The sequence below is a fragment of the Faecalibacterium sp. I3-3-33 genome, from assembly GCF_023347295.1.
Classification (GTDB): domain Bacteria; phylum Bacillota; class Clostridia; order Oscillospirales; family Ruminococcaceae; genus Faecalibacterium.
This window is the reverse complement of the sequence record NZ_CP094469.1, coordinates 1507733-1525203: the sequence shown is the minus strand read 5'-3', so window position 1 is coordinate 1525203 and position 17471 is coordinate 1507733. Positions and strand designations below refer to the sequence as shown.

The window sequence follows — 17471 nt, the reverse complement described above, 5'->3', positions numbered from 1 at the left end:
ACCTGTTTCCTTCGCTGTTATTCATACCATATAGTATAACACATTTCGAAAAAGTTGTACACCAAAACTGCATGGAGTTACAACTGCTTTTCCAGCAGATAGCGATCGTAGCCGCCGTACATCTCCCGGCGGCAGCGAATAACGAAGCCACCAGCCTGTGCGTTGCGCAGGCTGTAACTGTTATCCGGGCTGACAGTAGCCCCCAGATGGGTGATCTGCGGCGGCAGCAGCGGCAGAGCCGCTTCCAGCATGGCGCGCTGCAGACCGTTGCCCCGCCAGTCCGGGTGCACCACCGCGCTGTCTGCGTTGGCCCAGTGCTGCCACTGACTTTGCGGCACGCCCAGAAAGGCAGCGTAGTTTTCATCGCTTTGCCCGCACAGGCGTAGGATGAGGTACGCACCCAGCCGCCCCTGCTGCCACGCACCGATACACACCCCGGTGCGCAGATAACCGGTAATGTTTTCCAGCGTATCCGGCACGAACTGCTCCGGGTGCGGCATGGCGGCGCGCACTTCGTTTTGCAGTGCGAACACTACCGGAGCCTCGGCGGGGGTGCAGCGCCGCAGGGTAACGGTCTGCCGGGCGGGCTGACCGCTTACTTTTTGCAGAAAATAGTCCATCTGTACTATGCCCTCCAAAATAAAATCGTACTTTTCAGCAGATTCCAGTATAAATGACGCTTTTCTAAATGTCAAATTATGCTATAATAGGAGAGAAGGGGCTGTGGAGGGATCCTCCCTGCCCGTTTGTATGAAGTTCGGGGCGGCTTGCCGCCCGGAAACGGAGGAACCATCCATGAAAGATCCCGCACTGGCATCGTCCAGCCGCTTGGGCGGCGCTGTGATCAGCGACCGCGTTGTTGCAAGCCTGCTGGAAGAGCTGACCAACGGGCGCTATGCCCAAGCCGACCGCCTGCCTGCCGAGGTAGACCTTGCCACCGAACTGGGGGTGAGCCGCACCGTGATCCGTGACGCGCTGAGCGAGATGGAGCGCGCCGGTTATGTGGAACGGGTGCGCGGCATTGGCACGGTGGTGAACCGCGCTGTGCTGGGGCTGCGCAGCCGCTTGGACCAGAAGCTGGAGTACTACCCGCTGATCCGCAGCTTTGGCAGCTATCCCCATGCCGACGGCATTCAGGTGATGCTTCTTCGTGCAGGTGAGGAGATGGCCCATGCGCTGGCGCTGGAAGTCGGCGACGAGGTGATCTGCATCAAAAAGCGCATCCTTGCCGATACGACCCCGGTGATCTATTCCATCGACTACCTGCCCCGCAGTCTGTTCGGCAACCGGGACTACACCCGCATCGACCTGACCGGCGACATCTTTGAAATTTTGGAGCAGGAGTGCCACCAGCAGATCTCTTCCAACGTGGCGCACCTGAAAGCCAGCTGCGGCGACGAAGCCATCCGTGCAGCCATGCGGCTTGCCCCGGGCGAGGCCATGCTGCTGCTGGATGAGGTATGTTTCAATCGTTTGTGCAGGCCGGTGATGCGCTCGCTGAGCTACTACACAAACTTTTTTGATTTTTCCATCTTACGCAAACTGCTTTAAACGGAGGTATCCTATCTATGCGTCATCTGATCGATCCTTTGGATCTTACCCAGCAGGAGATCACACAGCTGCTTGATCTTGCCGACCGTATCTGTGCCGACCCCGCCGCCTATCAGGAGGTGGCCAACCACAAAAAGCTGGCTACTTTGTTCTACGAGCCCTCCACCCGCACCCGCCTGTCCTTTGAGGCGGCTATGCTGAACTTGGGCGGCCATGTACTGGGCTTCCCCAGCGAGAACGTGTCCAGCGCCACCAAGGGCGAGAGCGTAGCCGATACCATCCGGGTGGTGTCCTGTTATGCCGACATCGTTGCCATGCGCCACCCCAAGGAGGGCGCACCGCTGCGTGCCTCCCGCTATTCCCGCATTCCGGTGATCAACGCCGGTGACGGCGGTCACCAGCACCCCACCCAGACCCTGACCGACCTGATGACCATCCGCCGCCGCATGGACAGGTTGGATGACCTGACCATTGGTCTGTGCGGCGACCTGAAGTTCGGCCGCACCGTCCACTCCCTGCTCAAGACCATGGCACGCTGCAAGAACGTCCGCTTTGTGCTGATCAGCCCGGAGGAGCTGCGGGTGCCGGATTATATCATCAATGACGTGCTGGAGGCCAACGGCATCCCCTACAAGGAGACCCGCAGTCTGGAGGAATCCATGCCGGAGTTGGACATCCTGTATATGACCCGCGTGCAGAAGGAGCGCTTCTTCAACGAGGAGGACTACATCCGCCTGAAGAACAGCTATGTGCTGACCCGCGAAAAAATGGCACAGGCCAAGCCCACCATGGCAGTGCTGCACCCCCTGCCCCGCGTGAACGAGATCGCGCTGGACGTGGACGACGACCCGCGCGCCGCTTATTTTGAGCAGGTGCAGAACGGCGTTTACGTCCGCATGGCACTGATCATGACCCTGCTGGGGCTTGCAGACCCCAAAGCACCGAAGGAGGAGAACTGATATGTTGAATATTGACGAGATTCAGAACGGTATTGTCATCGACCACATCAAGGCAGGTACTGCTGTTGGTCTGATGGATCTGCTGGGCATTGCGGGCAACCGTACTGCCAGCGTAGCGCTGATCCAGAATGCACGCAGCAAAAAGACGGCAAGCGGCCGCAAGGACATCATCAAGGTGGAGGGCGACGCCTCCTGGCTGAACCTGGATGTGCTGGCTTATCTGGACCCGAACATCAGCGTGACCATTATTGAGAACGGCAAGGCTGTCCGCAAGGAGCAGCCCAAGCCCCCCAAGCGTCTGGTGAACATTGTGCGGTGCAAAAACCCACGCTGCATCTCCAGCATAGAAGAGGAATGCGACCAGATTTTCGAACTGAGTTCCAACGGCAAGTACCGCTGCATCTATTGCGAGCAGGAGCTGCAGGTAAAGCCGGAGTAACTGCGCTTTTTACGATTTTAAATGCGCTCCGCTTCGCTCTGCGCATAGTTTAAGGAATTGCATTTTAGTTTTGCAGCTCAGCCAAGCCTGCGGGCTTGGCTGAGCTGCTTTTTCACGGGAGGGACGCAGAGGGAAACCGCAGCTGCCGCGCTGGTTTTCTACCGAAACAGTCGCACGGCGGGTCGGCTTTCTGCTGACTGGCAGATACGATGATTTAATAGATAAAAAGGACTGCTCTACTGGGCAAAACCCATGTAGAGCAGTCCTTTTTGCACAAAAGAAAACTGACGGGACTCTTTGCAGCGCACGATACTCCGGTCTGCCCACGCTATTCCCAAACAGCAGGCACAAACGGAATTGCGACGCATCGAGAAACTTTATCGACTGCAACCCCCAAAAAGGCCCGCCACAGAAAGTCCCGTCAGCAAGGTACTGTGCATTCCTGCACAGCCCCAAAAAGCAAAGGTATACAGCCTGCTTACACGCACCGCAAGCTGTTTTCCATCCAGCAACAAAGCTTTTAAAAGGAGGGTGTTCCCCTCCCACCGCAACGTGACCATGTCCGCACGGAAGGCTTCCTTTACTTGCTTCAGTATAGCAGAGTTACGCTTCTGTTGCACAAAAATTGTCATATTCTGACGGTGCAGATGTCATGAATTGTCGGTGGGCACCGCACAGGTAAAGCGGAACCAATTGTCCCGGCAGCTCAGGGTATACTCCGCACCGTGGCGCAGCAGAACGTCACGCACGTTGGAAAGCCCCATGCCGTGGCCGGGCTCTTTGCGGGTGGTGCGGGGCAGATGACCATCCGGCGGCAGTTCCACGTCCCGCTGCACCCGATTGCGCACCGAGAGGAGATATTCCTCCTCCGTTTTGCGCACCCGCACATAGACCTCCGGCGGGTACGCCTGCGCTGCGGCACAGATGGCGTTATCCAGCAGATTAGCTAAAACGGTGACCATATCCACCCCGCTCAAGGGGAAATCCCGCAGGTCACAAAGGTCAAAATACACGCTTACGCCCTGCCGGGCGGCTTCCTCGTACTTGCGAGTCAGGATGGAGTCCAGCAACGGGTTGTGGGTGTCCATAATGGTGGTGCTGGCCGCCACGGCCTTATCCACACCGGCAATATAGTCCTGCGCACCGGCCACATCTCCCTGTGCCAGCAAGGCACGCAACGCACCGATATGGTTGGTGAATTCGTGGGTCAGGCGGCGCTGGGCGGTGTAGGAATCCAGCAGAGCCGAAGCCCGCTGCTGCTCCAGTTCGGCCTGAAAATGCAGGCTGCGCCGCTGCATGACCTGATCGTTGAACATAGCCACGATACACAGATGCACCATGACGGCCACTGTGAGACCCACTGTCATCCCCATTGTGGCCATGGTGGCCCTTTTGTTGTTATCTGTGAGCATGAGCAGGATGTTCAGTACCACGACCACGCCCGGAAAAAAGCTCATGGTCAGCGCCTGCAAAGGCTCCAGCGCATTGTATCTGCGCCACTTGCCCACAAAGAACGATACCCCGGTGCTGACTACCAGATTTGTGAATGACATTATGACCAGACAATCTGCGCGCTGGATGACCTGCTGTAGCTCACACTTCAGTATCCACGATATGACATACCGCGCACTGTTTTCGACCAACAGGCACATGGTGCCGTTGATCAGACAGGCAGTAAATTTCTGCCCCGGCGTGCCGCCAAACAGCATAACGGTGACGAACAGAAATAGAAGCGTGTAAACCACTGCCATCGGCGTAAAAAAGCCATAGTTGCGCACGACCGAGAGGGTCATCGTAATCATGGTTATAACGCAGGAGCACACCAGCGGGTGCTTTACCCTGCCTTTGCCAAGATAGGCGTACTCCACCATAATAAAGCCGAGCCATTGGGTCAGGCAGACCCAGTGGCCGTACACATACCAGCGCCAGAATTCTTCATTCATCGCCGAACTGCCCCTTCCATTCCAGCCATGCGCTGCGGATAGCCGGAAAATCCTGTCGGCTTGCGTTCAACTCTACCCCACTGCGCAGTTCCACCTTGTAATTGCGGATGGAGCGCACATACTGCAGATTGACTACATCACTGCGCCCTACCTGCAAAAAACCGTTTTCGTACAGCATGGCAGGCAGATCAGCGATCTTGCCGTAAAAGGTGCAGATGGGCTGGTGCGGGATATCGCCGTAGACGTTGATCTGCCGCAGATCGCTTTCCAGATAATAGATCTGATCCAGCGGGATCTCACTGGTGGTACGGTTGTGGTGCACCTCCAGCGTTTTTCGGGGGTCGGTCATGCCGGAAAAGATATCCTCCAGACAGCTGGGCAGCTGGGCGGCAATATCCCGCTTGAGTAGGTAGCGGTAAGCGTTGACCGTGTAGCCCTTTGGGGCAAATTCCAGATAAGCCGAAATGTACACCAGCACGATATCCGGGGCAAGCTGCCGCAGCCTGCGCCCCAGCGCGATGCCATCGGTGGTTTTCAGGTCCACATCCAGAAACGCCAGCTGGTAGCGTTCCAGTTCCGGAGTAGCTAGCAGCTGCTCGCCGCTGGTGCAGACAGTGCTCTGCACCTGAATTTCCCGGGCGCGGAACCATTCCGAGATATACTCGTCCATCCGCGCAGCGAAGGCTGCATCGTCGTCACAGACCAGAATGTGCATGGGGTGTTTCCTCCTTTTGAATACAAAAAAGCATATAGCGGTGTCCCCCGCCGGGAGAAGCACCCTATATGCTTTTATATTACACTTGTCCCGCTCGTTCGTCAATCAAAGACGGAGCAGACGCCGGGATATTTTATGCAAGGAATTTGTCGTAGAGACCAAATGCAAAGATGAACACCACGATGAGCGGCAGCACATAGGTCAGGTAGCCGCGCATCCAGTCCTGCACCTTGAGCCCCTTGCCGGTGTTGACCTCTTTTTTGTAGTTCTGCCAGCCCCAGCCGTAACGGGTAACGCAGAACAGCAGATACACCAAGCTGCCCAGCGGCAGGAAGAGGTTGCTGACCAGAAAATCCTCTACATCCAGCACAGCGCCGCCGAACACCGCAAAGCCATCCCATGTCCACAGGTTATAGCCCAGCACGCAGGGCATGGACAGAAGGATGATGAGCACAAGGTTCACCAGACTGGACTTTTTGCGGCTGCAGCCGGTCAGCTCCATGCCGCAGCAGATGATGTTCTCGAACACTGCCAGCACCGTGGACATGGCCGCAAAGGCCATGAACAGGAAGAACAGGCTGCCCCACAACCGGCCCATGGACATATTGGCAAAGATGTTGGGCAGGGTGATAAAGATCAGGCTGGGGCCGCTGGTCTGGTCTACATGGTAGGTAAAGCAGGCCGGGAAGATGATCAAACCGGCGGTGATGGCTACAAAGGTATCCAGCACCACAATGCGGACAGATTCGCCCAGCAGGGAGTGCTCCTTGCCGATATAGCTGCCGAAGATGGACATGGCGCCGATGCCAAGGCTCAGGGTGAAGAAGGCCTGATTCATAGCAGAGACCAGCGTGTTGACCACACCCACCTCCTGCATCCGGGTAAAGTCCGGCACAAGGAAGAAGGAAAGGCCCTCCTTTGCCCCGGGCATGAACAGGCTGTTGACAGCCAGCACCACCATAATGAGAAGCAGAGCGATCATCATGCCCTTGGTCACGCGCTCCAGACCGCTCTGCAGACCCTTGGCACACACCAGAATGCCTACCACGACCACGAACACCATCCAGAAGGTCATGGTGGCGGGGCTTGCCAGCATTTCGGTAAACTTACCGGCCACCTGCTCGGCGTTGAGCCCCGCCAGTTTACCGGCGGCAGTCATGTAGAAATAGTGCAGCATCCAGCCCGCCACGGTGGTGTAGAACATCATCAGCAGGTAGCAGCCGATGAGGGTGAAGTAGCCGTGGATGTGCCACTTCTGCCCCGGCTTTTCCAGTGCCTGATACGCCCGCACCGGGCTTTTGCGGGAGGCACGTCCCACGGCAAATTCCATGGTCATGATGGGCAGACCCAGAATGACCAGAAAGATCAGGTAGAACAGTACAAAGGCACCGCCGCCGCCCTGCCCGGCAATATACGGGAACTTCCACACATTGCCGATGCCGATGGCGCAGCCTGCGGAAAGCAGAATAAAGCCCAGACGGGATTTCAGAGTTTCTCGTTCCATGATTTGATTACTCCTTTTCCAGTTTGCCCGCCCGGCTTGGAGACCCTAGCAAAGCGTTGCTTTTGTATTATAGCACAAATCCCGTCGATGACCAGCACTGTTTTACTGCAATGAACTTTTGTTGTCAGAAGTTCAGACTGTTTTTCAGACGGATACAGTCCGGCCAACTACGCCGTTCTGTTCCATTTTTGCCGTTTTGCAGTTCTTTTTATCGGCGTATGTTCAAGAATGCAATTTTGTTCATTTTTCAGATGAAAACCTGATAGTTCTTCACCCTTGGAAACGCGCAAAAAAGAAGCCGCCGCACAGGCTGCTGTGCAACGGCTTCTGTACCATCTTACTTCTGCTTCCGGGGGGCATTTTTGCCCACAGGGCCGCGGGGACGGCGCTCGGCAGCCTTGGTCTGCTGGGCAGCAGAGCGGGTCTGTGCACGACCCTTGACCGTTGCGGCGCGCAGACCGTTCACCTCGGCCTTGGTCAGTTCGCGGTAGGTGCCGGGCTTGAGCATACCCAGCTTTACCACGCCTTCTGCGTTGCGCTTCAGGCGCACCACCTCAAGACCCACGCTCTCGCACATCCGGCGAATCTCGCGGTTCTTTCCCTCTTTCAGAGTCATCTCCATCACGGTGCGGCCGGGCTCATCGGTGACCACATTGATGGCGCAGGGCATGGTCTTGGTGCCGTCGTCCAGAACAACGCCGCTGCTCAGCTTGAGGATGGTAGCCTCGTCGGCGCGGGGCTGCACGGTAACGCGGTACAGCTTGGAGATGCCGCCGGAGGGATGGGTGACAGCCTGCGCAAAGGCACCATCGTTGGTCATCAGCAGCAGACCCTCGCTGTCCTTATCCAGACGCCCTACCGGGTACAGGCGGGCGGGGATGTCGCTGACCAAGTCCATCACGGTCTTGCGGCCAAGTTCGTCGCTGGCGGTGGTCACATAGCCACGGGGCTTGTACAGCGCCAGATAGTACAGCTGCTGGTTTTTCTGGATGTAGATACGCTCGTCATCCACATGGAGCACGTCACGGTTGGGATCCATCTTGTCGCCCACCTTGACCGGGTGGCCGTTCACCTTGACGCGACCCTCGGCAATGATCTGCTCGGCGGCGCGGCGGGAGCACAGACCCTGCTCGGCCATGATCTTCTGAATACGTTCTTCTGCCATAATATTACTCCTTGTGCGCCTCACGGCGCTCAAAACGCGCACCACTCCCCTGCTTTTGCAGGGCACGGTACGCGGCTATATAAACCGCAGATCAAAAGGCCTGCGGCTGCGGCTTGGTTATTATAAAAAGTTACTCTGCCTTGGGCTCCTCTGCGGGTGCCTTATCGTCCTTTTTGACCAGAGCGGTGAGCTTTTCCACCAGCTCGGGCAGCATGGTCAGGGCACGGTCGATGCTGTTGGAGCTATCCGACAGCTGGATGGTGCGCACGCAGCCATCCTTGATGACCAGAAATGCCACCGGCTGGATGTTGACACCGGCACCGGAGCCGCCGCCAAACAGATCTTTGTTGGCAGCGTTCTTGCCGTTAAAATCGGTACCGCCGGAGGCGAAACCGAAGCTCACCTTGGACACCGGCAGGATGGTGATGCCATCCTCGGTGGTGATGGGCTTGCCGATGATGGTGTTGGCGTCCACCATCTGGTGAATTTTCTCCATCGTAACGTTCATCAGGCCCTGAATAGGATGCTCTGCCATAAAACAACTCTCCTTTATTCATCCGTGCAGGCAGCAGGCCGCCGGAAAGCATTCTGATATAGATTTAGTGTACCACACTTTATATAAAGATGTCCAATACTTTTTTACGCCAGAACTCGTATAGCACCCGCACAGCGGCAATGACGATGAACAGCGCCTGCGCACTGACCCGGAAGGATACCCTGTCCTGCACAGTAGGCTGAGCACTGCCGAAGTCCGGCAGAACGCGCAGCTGGTCAAATTCCAGAAAGAAGAAATGATCCAGTACGCCAAGGGTCGGGTACAGCCATGCCTGCAGCTTGCCGTAATTGCGGGCAGCTTCGGCGGGGTCTTCACCGCGCACACCAAGGCAGACCGAGATCTTTGTAAAGCGGATGGCGCCAAACACTGCTCGCAGCAGCGTACCCACGCCCCGCAGCATGGTGCAGACCGCATCCAGCGTGATCTTTGCCTTTTGGCGGGGTGGCTTTTCTGCTTTGGGCTTTGCAGGCTGCGCAGCCTTTTTTTCAGCTTTTTTGCGCTTGCGCTCCGCACGCCATGCGCGGAATTTTGCTTTCAGCCTACCGGTAAAGCCCTTGGGTTCCTCCGACTGGGCGGGAGGTTCAGGCTTGGGGTATTGGAACACCGGAAAAGTGATGCCCAGCGCCCCGGCTTTTACGGTAAGGGTATCGTTTTGCCAGCAGATATCCGCGCAGAAAGGGCACAGCAGCAACAGCGCCGCCAGCACCAGAATGATCAGCAGCAGGATGCCCACCACCTTGAGGATGAACAGCAGACAAGCGCCCACTGCGGAAAGAACCATGCCCATGGGTCAACCCTCACTTTCGGTCGGATCATCTGTCGGTGCGTCACTATGCACCGGCGGCAGGTCTGCCAGACTGGACAGACCGAACACACGCAAAAAGGTATCAGTGGTGCGGAAGCTGACCGGGCGACCCGGCAGATCCAGACGTCCGGCTTCCTCGATGAGCCCCTTTTCCAGCAGACCGGACACGCTGGACGAGGAGTCCACGCCGCGCACCTGCTCAATAAAAGCGCGGGACACCGGCTGATTATAGGCGATGACGGTCAGGGTCTCCATGGCCGCAGGGCCAAGCGGTACGGCGCGGCGGCTGTCCAGCACGCGGCGCACGCAGTCGGCCCACTGGGTCTTGGTGGCAAGTTGCCACCGGGTATTCAGATGCAGCAGACACAGACCGCTGTCCTCCCGCTGATAGCGGGTGTGCAGGGTCTCCAGTGCGGCATCCACGCTGGACTGGGGCAGCTGCACCGCCTGTGCCAGCTTATCGGCACCTATGGGGTCGCCGCAGGCAAAAAGCATGGCCTCTACGGCGGCAAGGGTTTGTTTCTGGTTCATGGGTTCTCCTTATTGCGTTCCGGGCGGGTGCGGCGCATGGTCAGTTCTCCCCGGTCATCCAGCGCGATGCGTCCGCCGCGCACCAGTTCCAGCAGCGCCAGAAAGGTAGCTACGTTGGTGCTGCGGCTCTGGCTGCGGGAAAACAACTGCTCCATCTTTGCCACGGTGCCGCCCAGCATCCGGCGCAGGATGTACACCACCCGGCTGGTGACCGATACCATGGGCGCGGTGACCAGCGGCTCAAACTGCTGCTGGGTGGGCACGCGGCGGGTCTTGGTGCGGCCTGCCAGCGCCTGCCAGTAGTCCGCCAAAATCTGCGGGGCGTGGTGCAGCGCGTAGGTGTTGTCCCACTCCATCTCCATGGGGCGGCGCACGAACACCGGGGCAGCCTCCCCTTTTGCGCGCAGCAACTTTGCCATGCGGCGGCACTGGTCGTACTCGATGAGCTGGCCGGTGAGCTCCTGCTTCATGCGCTCGCCCTCTTCGCTGCGGGGCAGCAGCAGAAAGCTTTTCATCTCCACCAGATGCGCCGCCATCTCAATGAAAGCACTGGCAGTCTCGGGGTCAGGGTCGGCCTGCTCCACGGTGCGGGTGTACTGGTCGATGAGCTGCAGAATGGGGATGTTGTGCAGGTCCATCTTATGTTTTGCCACCAGCGCCAGCAATAATTCCAGCGGGCCGTCAAAATCCTCCAGATGGAAGGTCAATTCCTCTGCCACTCAGATCACCGCCCCAAGACTGCTGGCATAAACGGCGTAGGCGATCTTATCGATATACCCGGTGCCCGCGCCCAAAAGCGACCACACCACGTTGTTCAGGTAGTATAGCGGCACATCCAGAAAGCCGCCCCAAACCGCTGCCAGCATAACGATCATGATATATTTTTCGTACCGCATCAGGCCAAAGTAGATGTGCTGCGGCAGCACCACCAGCAGAATGCGGCTGCCGTCCAGCGGCGGCACGGGGATCAGGTTGAACACCGCAAGGCTCACGTTCATCAGCACCAGATACCGCAAAAACATGGCAATGTAAATGGTGGCATTATTGACCGGTGCCCAGTAGTACATTACCTTCCACGCCACCATGCCAAGGTAAGCCAGCACAAGGTTTGCCACAGGGCCTGCCAGTGCAGTGAGCGCCATGCCCCACTTGGGGTTTTTGAAGTTGCGGGGGTTGGTGGACACAGGCTTTGCCCAGCCCACGCCTGCAAACACCATGCACAGCGTGCCCAGCAGGTCAAAGTGGGCAAAGGGATTCAGCGAAAGACGCCCCTCGCGTTTGGCGGTGGCATCGCCCAGCAGCCATGCTGCCAGTGCATGGCCGGCCTCGTGGAACGGGATGGCCACCAGCGCCACCAGTGCGCGGATGATATAATAGGTTGCCTGTGCGGTCATGTAAATCTCTCCTCCTTCAAAACGAATTTCTTTCTTTATAATACTATTTTTTTGTGCCCTGCACAAGCCCCACTGCACCGGGAATGCAAAAAGCTACAGAAAATTTAAAAAAAGGCTTGCTTTTTCTTTGTATCTCTGGTAAAATAATCAAGCTGATTATTTTGATTCCATACTTCACTGTAGGAGGTGCAATTACCATGGCTAAGTGTGAATGCTGCGGCAAGGGTGTTACCTTTGGTATCAAGGTCTCTCACTCTCATCGCCGTTCCAACCGTACCTGGAAGCCGAATGTCCGTCGTGTCAAGGCGGTCGTGGAGGGCTCTCCCAAGTATGTCTACGCATGCTCCCGTTGCCTGCGCGCTGGCAAAGTTACCCGCGCTGTCTAATTTGGTGTATGTGGCCGGTCACTTTGTCGAGTGGCCGGCTTTTTTATTTGCCGCAAGGAGAGGAATAAAATGTCTTTGCCTGTTGATCCCATCATGCTGCTGAGCGTGGTGAACCTGAAACTGCGGGATCAGTATAAGGATCTCGATGCGCTGTGCGAGGATCTGGAGGCCGATAAGGCCGGTCTGTGCGCAAAGCTGCACGCTGTGGGCTACGATTATGACCCGCAGCGCAACCAGTTTGTCTGATTATAGCTTCCAAATCCGGCACCGGTGCGCAGCGACTGTGCCCGGGCCGGTGAATGATAAAATAAGGAGTGCTTGATTTATGATCCAGGGTACCTATTACAAAGAGTGGAGCACGGTTCTTGGCCGTGAGATGGAGTTTAAGGTGTACGGTCATGCCGGTGTGCCGGTGCTGGCACTGCCCGCCCGCAGCGGCCGTTTTTACGACTGGGAGAACAACGGCATGCCCGACGCCATTGCCCAGCTGCTGAACGAGGGCAAGGTGCAGCTGTTCTGCGCGGATGCCGTAGACGGCGAGGGCCTTTTGAACGGTGATCTGCCCCAGCGCCGCCGCGCCGAGCTGCAGGAGAAGTATTTCGTCTACCTGAGCGCTGAGCTGGCTCCCCGTATTCTGGCCCTGAACAACGCCAAAAAAGGCACCCGGATCTGGACTGCCGGTGTGGATCTGGGCGCTTACCACGCCGTCCACTGCCGTCTGCGCCGCCCCACCCTGTTTGCGGGTACTGTGGGTATGGGCGGCATCTACGACCTGACCCGCTTCTGGGGCACCGACAGCGACGACATGGTGCTGCGCTGCTCTCCCCTTGCTTACCTGCAAGAGAACGGCATTGCCAACAAGCTGGCACTGACCAAGGCAGAAGAGAACAATCTGATCCTCTGCGCCGGTCAGGGTGCCTACGAGGGCGATGCACTGGATGACACACAGGCATTGGCTGATCTGCTGAAGGATCAGGGCATGCCCGCACATCTGGAGATCTGGGGCGGCGACGTTTCCCACGACTGGTACTGGTGGGGCAAGATGTGGAGTCTGTTTGCACCGCGCATTCTGGAAGTAAAGTAAGAGCTTACAACGAGGGAAAGCCTGCGGGGCTTCCCTCGTTTTCTTATATGCAGCGGTTTTGAATGGCCTCCGTGTGCGCTTTGGCCATGTTCAGCGGAATTTTATCTTTTAATTTATGGTTCAGAAACACCTGTGGCGTTTCTGAACCATTTTTGTCTGCTGCATTATTTAAATTTCATTTCCTACTTGAATTGTCGGATATTGTGTGCTATACTGCTGTTGCAAGAAAATATACCCCATGGGGGTTTATGAAAGGAGCGATTCCGAGATGGAAGAGACCAAAAAGCACTGTTGCTGCTGCGTTGATACGCCGGAAGCGGACGCTGTGGCAGATGCTGCTGTCCCCTGCTGCTGCCGCCACAAAGAGCGCAGCCCGGAGGAATACAAAGCCCTGCTCAACCGGCTGAACCGTATTGAAGGGCAGGTGCGCGGCATCCGTGGGATGCTGGAAAAGGACGCCTACTGTGTGGACATTCTGGTGCAGGTGGCCGCAGCCAATGCGGCACTGAACAGCTTTTCCCGGGAATTGCTGGCGCAGCACATCGGCAGCTGCGTGGCGGATGACCTGCGTGCCGGCAGCGACGAAAAGTTGGAAGAACTGCTCCGGCTGCTGCCCAAGTTGATGAAATGACCGCCCGCCGGGCAAACTGAGCACAAGGAGAAAAAACAATGGAACAATTCAATGTTACCGGCATGAGCTGCGCGGCCTGCTCTGCCCGGGTGGAAAAGGCCGTAAAGAGCGTGCCGGGCGTCACCGGCTGTTCGGTAAGCCTGCTGACAAACTCCATGGGGGTGGAGGGTACAGCAGAGAATGCCGCCATTATCCGTGCTGTGGAGCAGGCCGGTTACGGCGCAAGCCCCAAAAAGGCTGCTGCCTCCGCCAGCACCAGCGCAGAGCTGGACGCATTGGCGGACCACGAAACGCCCAAGCTGAAACGGCGGCTCATCGCCTCGCTGGGCTTTTTGCTGGTGCTGATGTACTTTTCCATGGGGCACATGATGTGGGGCTGGCCGCTGCCCCGCTGGTTTGACGGCAACCACATCGCCATGGGGCTGGTACAGCTGCTGCTGGCGGGCATCGTGATGGTAATCAACCAGAAGTTTTTCATCAATGGCTTCAAGGGGCTGGTGCACCGCTCCCCTAACATGGATACACTGGTGGCCATGGGCTCCATGGCAAGCTTTGTGTGGAGCACCTACGCCCTGTTTGCCATGACCGATGCGCAGCTGCACGGCAATGAGGAACTGGTCATGCACTACATGATGGAGTTCTATTTTGAGTCTGCCGCCATGATTTTGACCCTCATCACCGTGGGCAAGATGCTGGAAGCGCGCTCTAAGGGCAAGACCACCGATGCGCTCAAGAGCCTGATGAAGCTTGCACCCAAGACCGCTACCCTGCTGCGGGACGGTGCCGAGGTGACTGTGCCCATTGAGCAGGTGCAGAAGGAAGATATCTTTGTGGTGCGCCCGGGCGAGAACATCCCGGTGGACGGCATTGTGCTGGAGGGCAGCAGCGCCGTGAACGAGAGCGCCCTGACCGGCGAAAGCATCCCGGTGGACAAGGCCGTGGGCGATAAGGTAAGCGCCGCCACCACCAACCAATCCGGCTATTTGCAGTGCCGTGCCACCCGTGTGGGCGAGGACACCACGCTGGCGCAGATTATCCGCATGGTCAGCGATGCCGCCGCCACCAAAGCCCCCATTGCTAAGATCGCGGATACCGTATCCGGCTTTTTCGTGCCTGCGGTCATCAGCATTGCGGTGATCACCACCCTTGTCTGGCTGCTGCTGGGGCGGGATGTAGGCTACGCGCTGGCGCGGGGCATCTCAGTGCTGGTCATCAGCTGCCCCTGTGCGCTGGGACTTGCAACGCCGGTGGCTATCATGGTGGGCAACGGCTTGGGTGCGAAAAACGGCATCCTGTTCAAGACCGCTGCGGCGTTGGAGGAGGCCGGGCGTACCCGCATCGTGGCACTGGACAAGACCGGCACCATCACCTGCGGCAAGCCCACTGTCACCGACCTGCTGCCCGCTGCGGGCGTGACCGAGACCGAACTGCTCACACTGGCAGCCGCGCTGGAGGGCCGCAGCGAGCACCCGCTGGCGCGGGCAGTGCTGGCCTATGCGGAGGAAAAGCAGCTGGCGCTGCCCTCTGTCACCGATTTTACCGCCCTGCCGGGCAACGGCCTTACCGCCAAGCTGGAGGGCAAGGAGATCTTTGGCGGCAACGCTGCTTTTATTAGCACAAAGGTCGCTATCCCTGCTGCACTGCAAACGCAGGCTGCTGCACTGGCTGCGCAGGGTAAGACGCCCCTGTTCTTTGGCGGTGCAGGCCGTCTGCTGGGCGTTATCGCGGTGGCAGATACCATCAAGGAGGACAGCCCGCAGGCCATCCGGGAGCTGCGGAACATGGGCATCCGGGTAGTGATGCTGACCGGCGACAATCAGCGCACCGCTGAAGCCATCGGCCGGCAGGCCGGTGTGGACGAGGTGATCGCCGGGGTGCTGCCGGAGAGCAAGGAGGCCGTTATCCGGCAGCTCCAAAAGTACGGCAAGGTGGCTATGGTGGGCGACGGCATCAACGACGCCCCTGCCCTGACCCGAGCCGACACCGGCATTGCCATCGGCGCAGGCACGGATGTGGCCATTGACGCTGCGGACGTAGTGCTGATGAACTCCAAGCTCTCGGACGTGCCCGCCGCCATCCGGCTGAGCCGCGCTTCCCTGCGTAACATCCACGAAAACCTGTTCTGGGCGTTCATCTATAACATCATCGGCATTCCGCTGGCAGCCGGTGTGTTCATTCCCTTGGGGCTGACGCTGAACCCCATGTTCGGCGCAGCTGCCATGAGCCTTTCCAGCTTCTGCGTGGTGAGCAACGCCTTGCGGCTGAACCTGTTCAACCTGCACAGCGCAAAGCGTGACCACCCGCCCAAACACGTCCCTGCCCTGCCCGCCGCCCTTGTGCAGCCCGCAGCGGAGGAAGATACAATTCAAAAGGAGGAGACCGCTATGAAAAAGACCCTGACTGTAGAAGGCATGATGTGCCCCCACTGTGAAGCCCGCGTCAAGAAGGCGCTGGAGGCTCTGCCGCAGGTGGACGAGGCTGTTGTCAGCCACGAAGCCGGTACTGCCATCGTCACCCTGAACGCTGAAGTAGACGATGAGGTACTGAAGAAGGCCGTAGAGGCGCAGGACTACCCTGTTACCGGCATCCAGTAAGGCGAAAAAGCAAAAGGCAGCTGCGCGGATTTCTGCGCAGCTGCCTTTTTTGTAACGTGACGGTTTTGAATGCGCGCCGCGTTCGCTTTGCGCATCTTCAGCGGAAAGAACATTTTATATTTGTAAGCGGGTAAAATCTGCGGATCTTCCCCGTTTGCTTTTTCACGGGAAGAGCGTTACCGGAAATGGTATTTTTACAGATAACAGTCAAATAGTCTGCCCACATCGAGAATTATATTTATAGTCGATTTTTCTAGGCCACAAGCCAACTTTCGGGCTTTTTGTGGGCAAAAGCAAAAAAAGAGGTCAAAATTGAACAAATCAGCGAGTTTTGCCCACCAAACAAAAAATCCGTATAAAACACTTACCGGAGGTTCTGCGCCGTTTTTTAAAGCCAGAAACGCCAAAAAAGCCCGCTGCAAGGCGGAATGTCCTTGCAGCGGGCAACATAGATAACCGGGGAACCCTTATCAGACTTCGGTGTTAAAGTAGCGCTTCAGCAGGCCCTCGAAGCCGCGGCCGTGACGAGCCTCGTCCTTTGCCATCTCATGAACGGTGTCGTGGATAGCGTCCAGATTCAGCGCCTTAGCCTTCTTGGCCAGATCCATCTTACCGGCGCAGGCACCGCACTCGGCCTCAGCACGCATCATCAGGTTCTTCTTGGTGCTGTCGGTCACGACCTCGCCCAGCAGCTCTGCAAAGCGGGATGCGTGGTCAGCCTCCTCATAAGCATAACGCTTGTAGGCCTCGGCGATCTCGGGGTAGCCCTCACGCTCTGCCACGCGAGCCATAGCCAGATACATGCCGACCTCGCTGCACTCGCCCTCGAAGTTTGCGCGCAGACCATCAACGATCTCCTGCGGCACGCCCTCTGCCTTGCCGATGCCAACAACGTGCTCGGTGACGTAGGTGTTGCCCTTCTTCTCCACAAAAGCGGAAGCGGGAGCCTTGCAAACGGGGCACTGAGCGGGGATCTCACCCTCAGCGATATAACCACAAACGGTGCAAACGTATTTCTTCATAAGAATTTACCTCCATTCGATCTGTTAAAAATGATACAGGACGGAAACCACCCGCCTGTTGCTTCTATGCTGGGCAGCCGTGCTGCCGGGTATAGAAAGAGCCATGAAAAGGAGCTTTGTGCCTGTGGCACTTCCCTTTCCATGGCTCTATTATAGCGAATAATTCCTAGATAGTCAAGTGTATTTTTGAGA

19 protein-coding genes are annotated in these 17471 nt (G+C 57.5%); 8 read left to right on the top strand and 11 right to left on the bottom strand.

Annotation, left to right across the window (positions count from 1 at the left end; genetic code table 11):
- Positions 1-77 precede the first annotated feature (77 nt).
- A complete protein-coding gene (locus MTP39_RS07285; RefSeq protein WP_249239997.1) occupies positions 78-620 on the bottom strand; it encodes a GNAT family N-acetyltransferase in 543 nt (180 codons plus the stop codon).
- 175 nt (positions 621-795) lie between these two features.
- Here MTP39_RS07285 and MTP39_RS07280 point away from each other — a divergent pair, with 175 nt between their 5' ends.
- The 3 genes from MTP39_RS07280 to MTP39_RS07270 are packed head-to-tail and all read left to right on the top strand — an operon-like array spanning position 796 to position 2949.
- A complete protein-coding gene (locus tag MTP39_RS07280) occupies positions 796-1551 on the top strand; it encodes a GntR family transcriptional regulator (RefSeq protein WP_005926093.1) in 756 nt (251 codons plus the stop codon).
- A 17-nt stretch (positions 1552-1568) separates the two neighbouring features.
- Entirely contained in the window at positions 1569-2510 is a 942-nt protein-coding gene (gene pyrB / locus MTP39_RS07275) for an aspartate carbamoyltransferase (RefSeq protein ID WP_249239996.1), read from the top strand.
- A gap of 1 nt (position 2511) precedes the next feature.
- On the top strand, positions 2512-2949 hold the full coding sequence (locus MTP39_RS07270; protein ID WP_005926098.1) for an aspartate carbamoyltransferase regulatory subunit: 438 nt from the start codon (positions 2512-2514) through the stop codon (positions 2947-2949).
- 650 nt (positions 2950-3599) lie between these two features.
- On the opposite strand, the gene MTP39_RS07265 is transcribed toward MTP39_RS07270, so the two are convergent.
- The 9 genes from MTP39_RS07265 to MTP39_RS07225 all read right to left on the bottom strand — a co-directional run bounded on the left by MTP39_RS07265 (position 3600) and on the right by MTP39_RS07225 (position 11562).
- Entirely contained in the window at positions 3600-4892 is a 1293-nt protein-coding gene (locus MTP39_RS07265) for a sensor histidine kinase (RefSeq protein WP_249239995.1), read from the bottom strand.
- On the bottom strand, positions 4885-5607 hold the full coding sequence (locus MTP39_RS07260) for a LytR/AlgR family response regulator transcription factor (protein ID WP_249239994.1): 723 nt from the start codon (positions 5605-5607) through the stop codon (positions 4885-4887). Before MTP39_RS07260 ends, MTP39_RS07265 begins: the two co-directional genes overlap by 8 nt.
- Positions 5608-5740: 133 nt before the next feature.
- The gene (locus tag MTP39_RS07255) at positions 5741-7111 is read right to left on the bottom strand and encodes a sodium-dependent transporter (protein WP_249239993.1); all 1371 of its coding nucleotides are present in this window, start codon (positions 7109-7111) and stop codon (positions 5741-5743) included.
- 337 nt (positions 7112-7448) lie between these two features.
- Positions 7449-8276, bottom strand: a complete 828-nt coding sequence (locus tag MTP39_RS07250; RefSeq protein WP_249239992.1) for a pseudouridine synthase — start codon at positions 8274-8276, stop codon at positions 7449-7451.
- A gap of 130 nt (positions 8277-8406) precedes the next feature.
- Positions 8407-8811: a GerW family sporulation protein gene (ytfJ, locus tag MTP39_RS07245; RefSeq protein WP_249239991.1), complete on the bottom strand. Its 405-nt coding sequence runs from the start codon at positions 8809-8811 to the stop codon at positions 8407-8409.
- Positions 8812-8890: 79 nt separating this feature from the next.
- Positions 8891-9619, bottom strand: coding sequence for a DUF2953 domain-containing protein (locus MTP39_RS07240; RefSeq protein WP_249239990.1), 729 nt, complete (start codon positions 9617-9619; stop codon positions 8891-8893).
- 3 nt (positions 9620-9622) lie between these two features.
- Positions 9623-10168, bottom strand: coding sequence for an SMC-Scp complex subunit ScpB (scpB, locus tag MTP39_RS07235; protein WP_249239989.1), 546 nt, complete (start codon positions 10166-10168; stop codon positions 9623-9625).
- Entirely contained in the window at positions 10165-10887 is a 723-nt protein-coding gene (locus MTP39_RS07230) for a segregation and condensation protein A (RefSeq protein WP_249239988.1), read from the bottom strand. Before MTP39_RS07230 ends, scpB begins: the two co-directional genes overlap by 4 nt.
- The gene (locus MTP39_RS07225; RefSeq protein ID WP_249239987.1) at positions 10888-11562 is read right to left on the bottom strand and encodes a site-2 protease family protein; all 675 of its coding nucleotides are present in this window, start codon (positions 11560-11562) and stop codon (positions 10888-10890) included.
- 197 nt (positions 11563-11759) lie between these two features.
- Here MTP39_RS07225 and rpmB point away from each other — a divergent pair, with 197 nt between their 5' ends.
- The 5 genes from rpmB to MTP39_RS07200 all read left to right on the top strand — a co-directional run bounded on the left by rpmB (position 11760) and on the right by MTP39_RS07200 (position 16257).
- A complete protein-coding gene (gene rpmB, locus MTP39_RS07220) occupies positions 11760-11948 on the top strand; it encodes a 50S ribosomal protein L28 (RefSeq protein WP_080545321.1) in 189 nt (62 codons plus the stop codon).
- 69 nt (positions 11949-12017) lie between these two features.
- Positions 12018-12194, top strand: coding sequence for a DUF4250 domain-containing protein (locus MTP39_RS07215; protein WP_015538456.1), 177 nt, complete (start codon positions 12018-12020; stop codon positions 12192-12194).
- A gap of 79 nt (positions 12195-12273) precedes the next feature.
- Complete coding sequence (locus MTP39_RS07210; protein ID WP_249239986.1) at positions 12274-13032, top strand: esterase family protein; 759 nt, start codon at positions 12274-12276, stop codon at positions 13030-13032.
- A gap of 268 nt (positions 13033-13300) precedes the next feature.
- The gene (locus MTP39_RS07205) at positions 13301-13663 is read left to right on the top strand and encodes a metal-sensing transcriptional repressor (protein ID WP_249239985.1); all 363 of its coding nucleotides are present in this window, start codon (positions 13301-13303) and stop codon (positions 13661-13663) included.
- Positions 13664-13701: 38 nt separating this feature from the next.
- Positions 13702-16257, top strand: coding sequence for a heavy metal translocating P-type ATPase (locus MTP39_RS07200; protein WP_249239984.1), 2556 nt, complete (start codon positions 13702-13704; stop codon positions 16255-16257).
- 470 nt (positions 16258-16727) lie between these two features.
- Here MTP39_RS07200 and MTP39_RS07195 read toward each other — a convergent pair whose 3' ends face one another.
- Positions 16728-17279 carry a ferritin family protein gene (locus MTP39_RS07195; RefSeq protein ID WP_249239983.1) on the bottom strand — a complete coding sequence of 184 codons (552 nt, stop codon included), beginning with the start codon at positions 17277-17279 and terminating at the stop codon, positions 16728-16730.
- Between the last annotated feature and the right edge of the window lie 192 nt (positions 17280-17471).

Coding starts and splice junctions, on each gene's coding strand:
- MTP39_RS07285 (WP_249239997.1), bottom strand. CDS start 620: ATGGACTATTTTCTGCAAAAAGTAAGCGGTCAGCCCGCCCGGCAGACC.
- MTP39_RS07280 (WP_005926093.1), top strand. CDS start 796: ATGAAAGATCCCGCACTGGCATCGTCCAGCCGCTTGGGCGGCGCTGTG.
- pyrB (WP_249239996.1), top strand. CDS start 1,569: ATGCGTCATCTGATCGATCCTTTGGATCTTACCCAGCAGGAGATCACA.
- MTP39_RS07270 (WP_005926098.1), top strand. CDS start 2,512: ATGTTGAATATTGACGAGATTCAGAACGGTATTGTCATCGACCACATC.
- MTP39_RS07265 (WP_249239995.1), bottom strand. CDS start 4,892: ATGAATGAAGAATTCTGGCGCTGGTATGTGTACGGCCACTGGGTCTGC.
- MTP39_RS07260 (WP_249239994.1), bottom strand. CDS start 5,607: ATGCACATTCTGGTCTGTGACGACGATGCAGCCTTCGCTGCGCGGATG.
- MTP39_RS07255 (WP_249239993.1), bottom strand. CDS start 7,111: ATGGAACGAGAAACTCTGAAATCCCGTCTGGGCTTTATTCTGCTTTCC.
- MTP39_RS07250 (WP_249239992.1), bottom strand. CDS start 8,276: ATGGCAGAAGAACGTATTCAGAAGATCATGGCCGAGCAGGGTCTGTGC.
- ytfJ (WP_249239991.1), bottom strand. CDS start 8,811: ATGGCAGAGCATCCTATTCAGGGCCTGATGAACGTTACGATGGAGAAA.
- MTP39_RS07240 (WP_249239990.1), bottom strand. CDS start 9,619: ATGGGCATGGTTCTTTCCGCAGTGGGCGCTTGTCTGCTGTTCATCCTC.
- scpB (WP_249239989.1), bottom strand. CDS start 10,168: ATGAACCAGAAACAAACCCTTGCCGCCGTAGAGGCCATGCTTTTTGCC.
- MTP39_RS07225 (WP_249239987.1), bottom strand. CDS start 11,562: ATGACCGCACAGGCAACCTATTATATCATCCGCGCACTGGTGGCGCTG.
- rpmB (WP_080545321.1), top strand. CDS start 11,760: ATGGCTAAGTGTGAATGCTGCGGCAAGGGTGTTACCTTTGGTATCAAG.
- MTP39_RS07215 (WP_015538456.1), top strand. CDS start 12,018: ATGTCTTTGCCTGTTGATCCCATCATGCTGCTGAGCGTGGTGAACCTG.
- MTP39_RS07210 (WP_249239986.1), top strand. CDS start 12,274: ATGATCCAGGGTACCTATTACAAAGAGTGGAGCACGGTTCTTGGCCGT.
- MTP39_RS07205 (WP_249239985.1), top strand. CDS start 13,301: ATGGAAGAGACCAAAAAGCACTGTTGCTGCTGCGTTGATACGCCGGAA.
- MTP39_RS07200 (WP_249239984.1), top strand. CDS start 13,702: ATGGAACAATTCAATGTTACCGGCATGAGCTGCGCGGCCTGCTCTGCC.
- MTP39_RS07195 (WP_249239983.1), bottom strand. CDS start 17,279: ATGAAGAAATACGTTTGCACCGTTTGTGGTTATATCGCTGAGGGTGAG.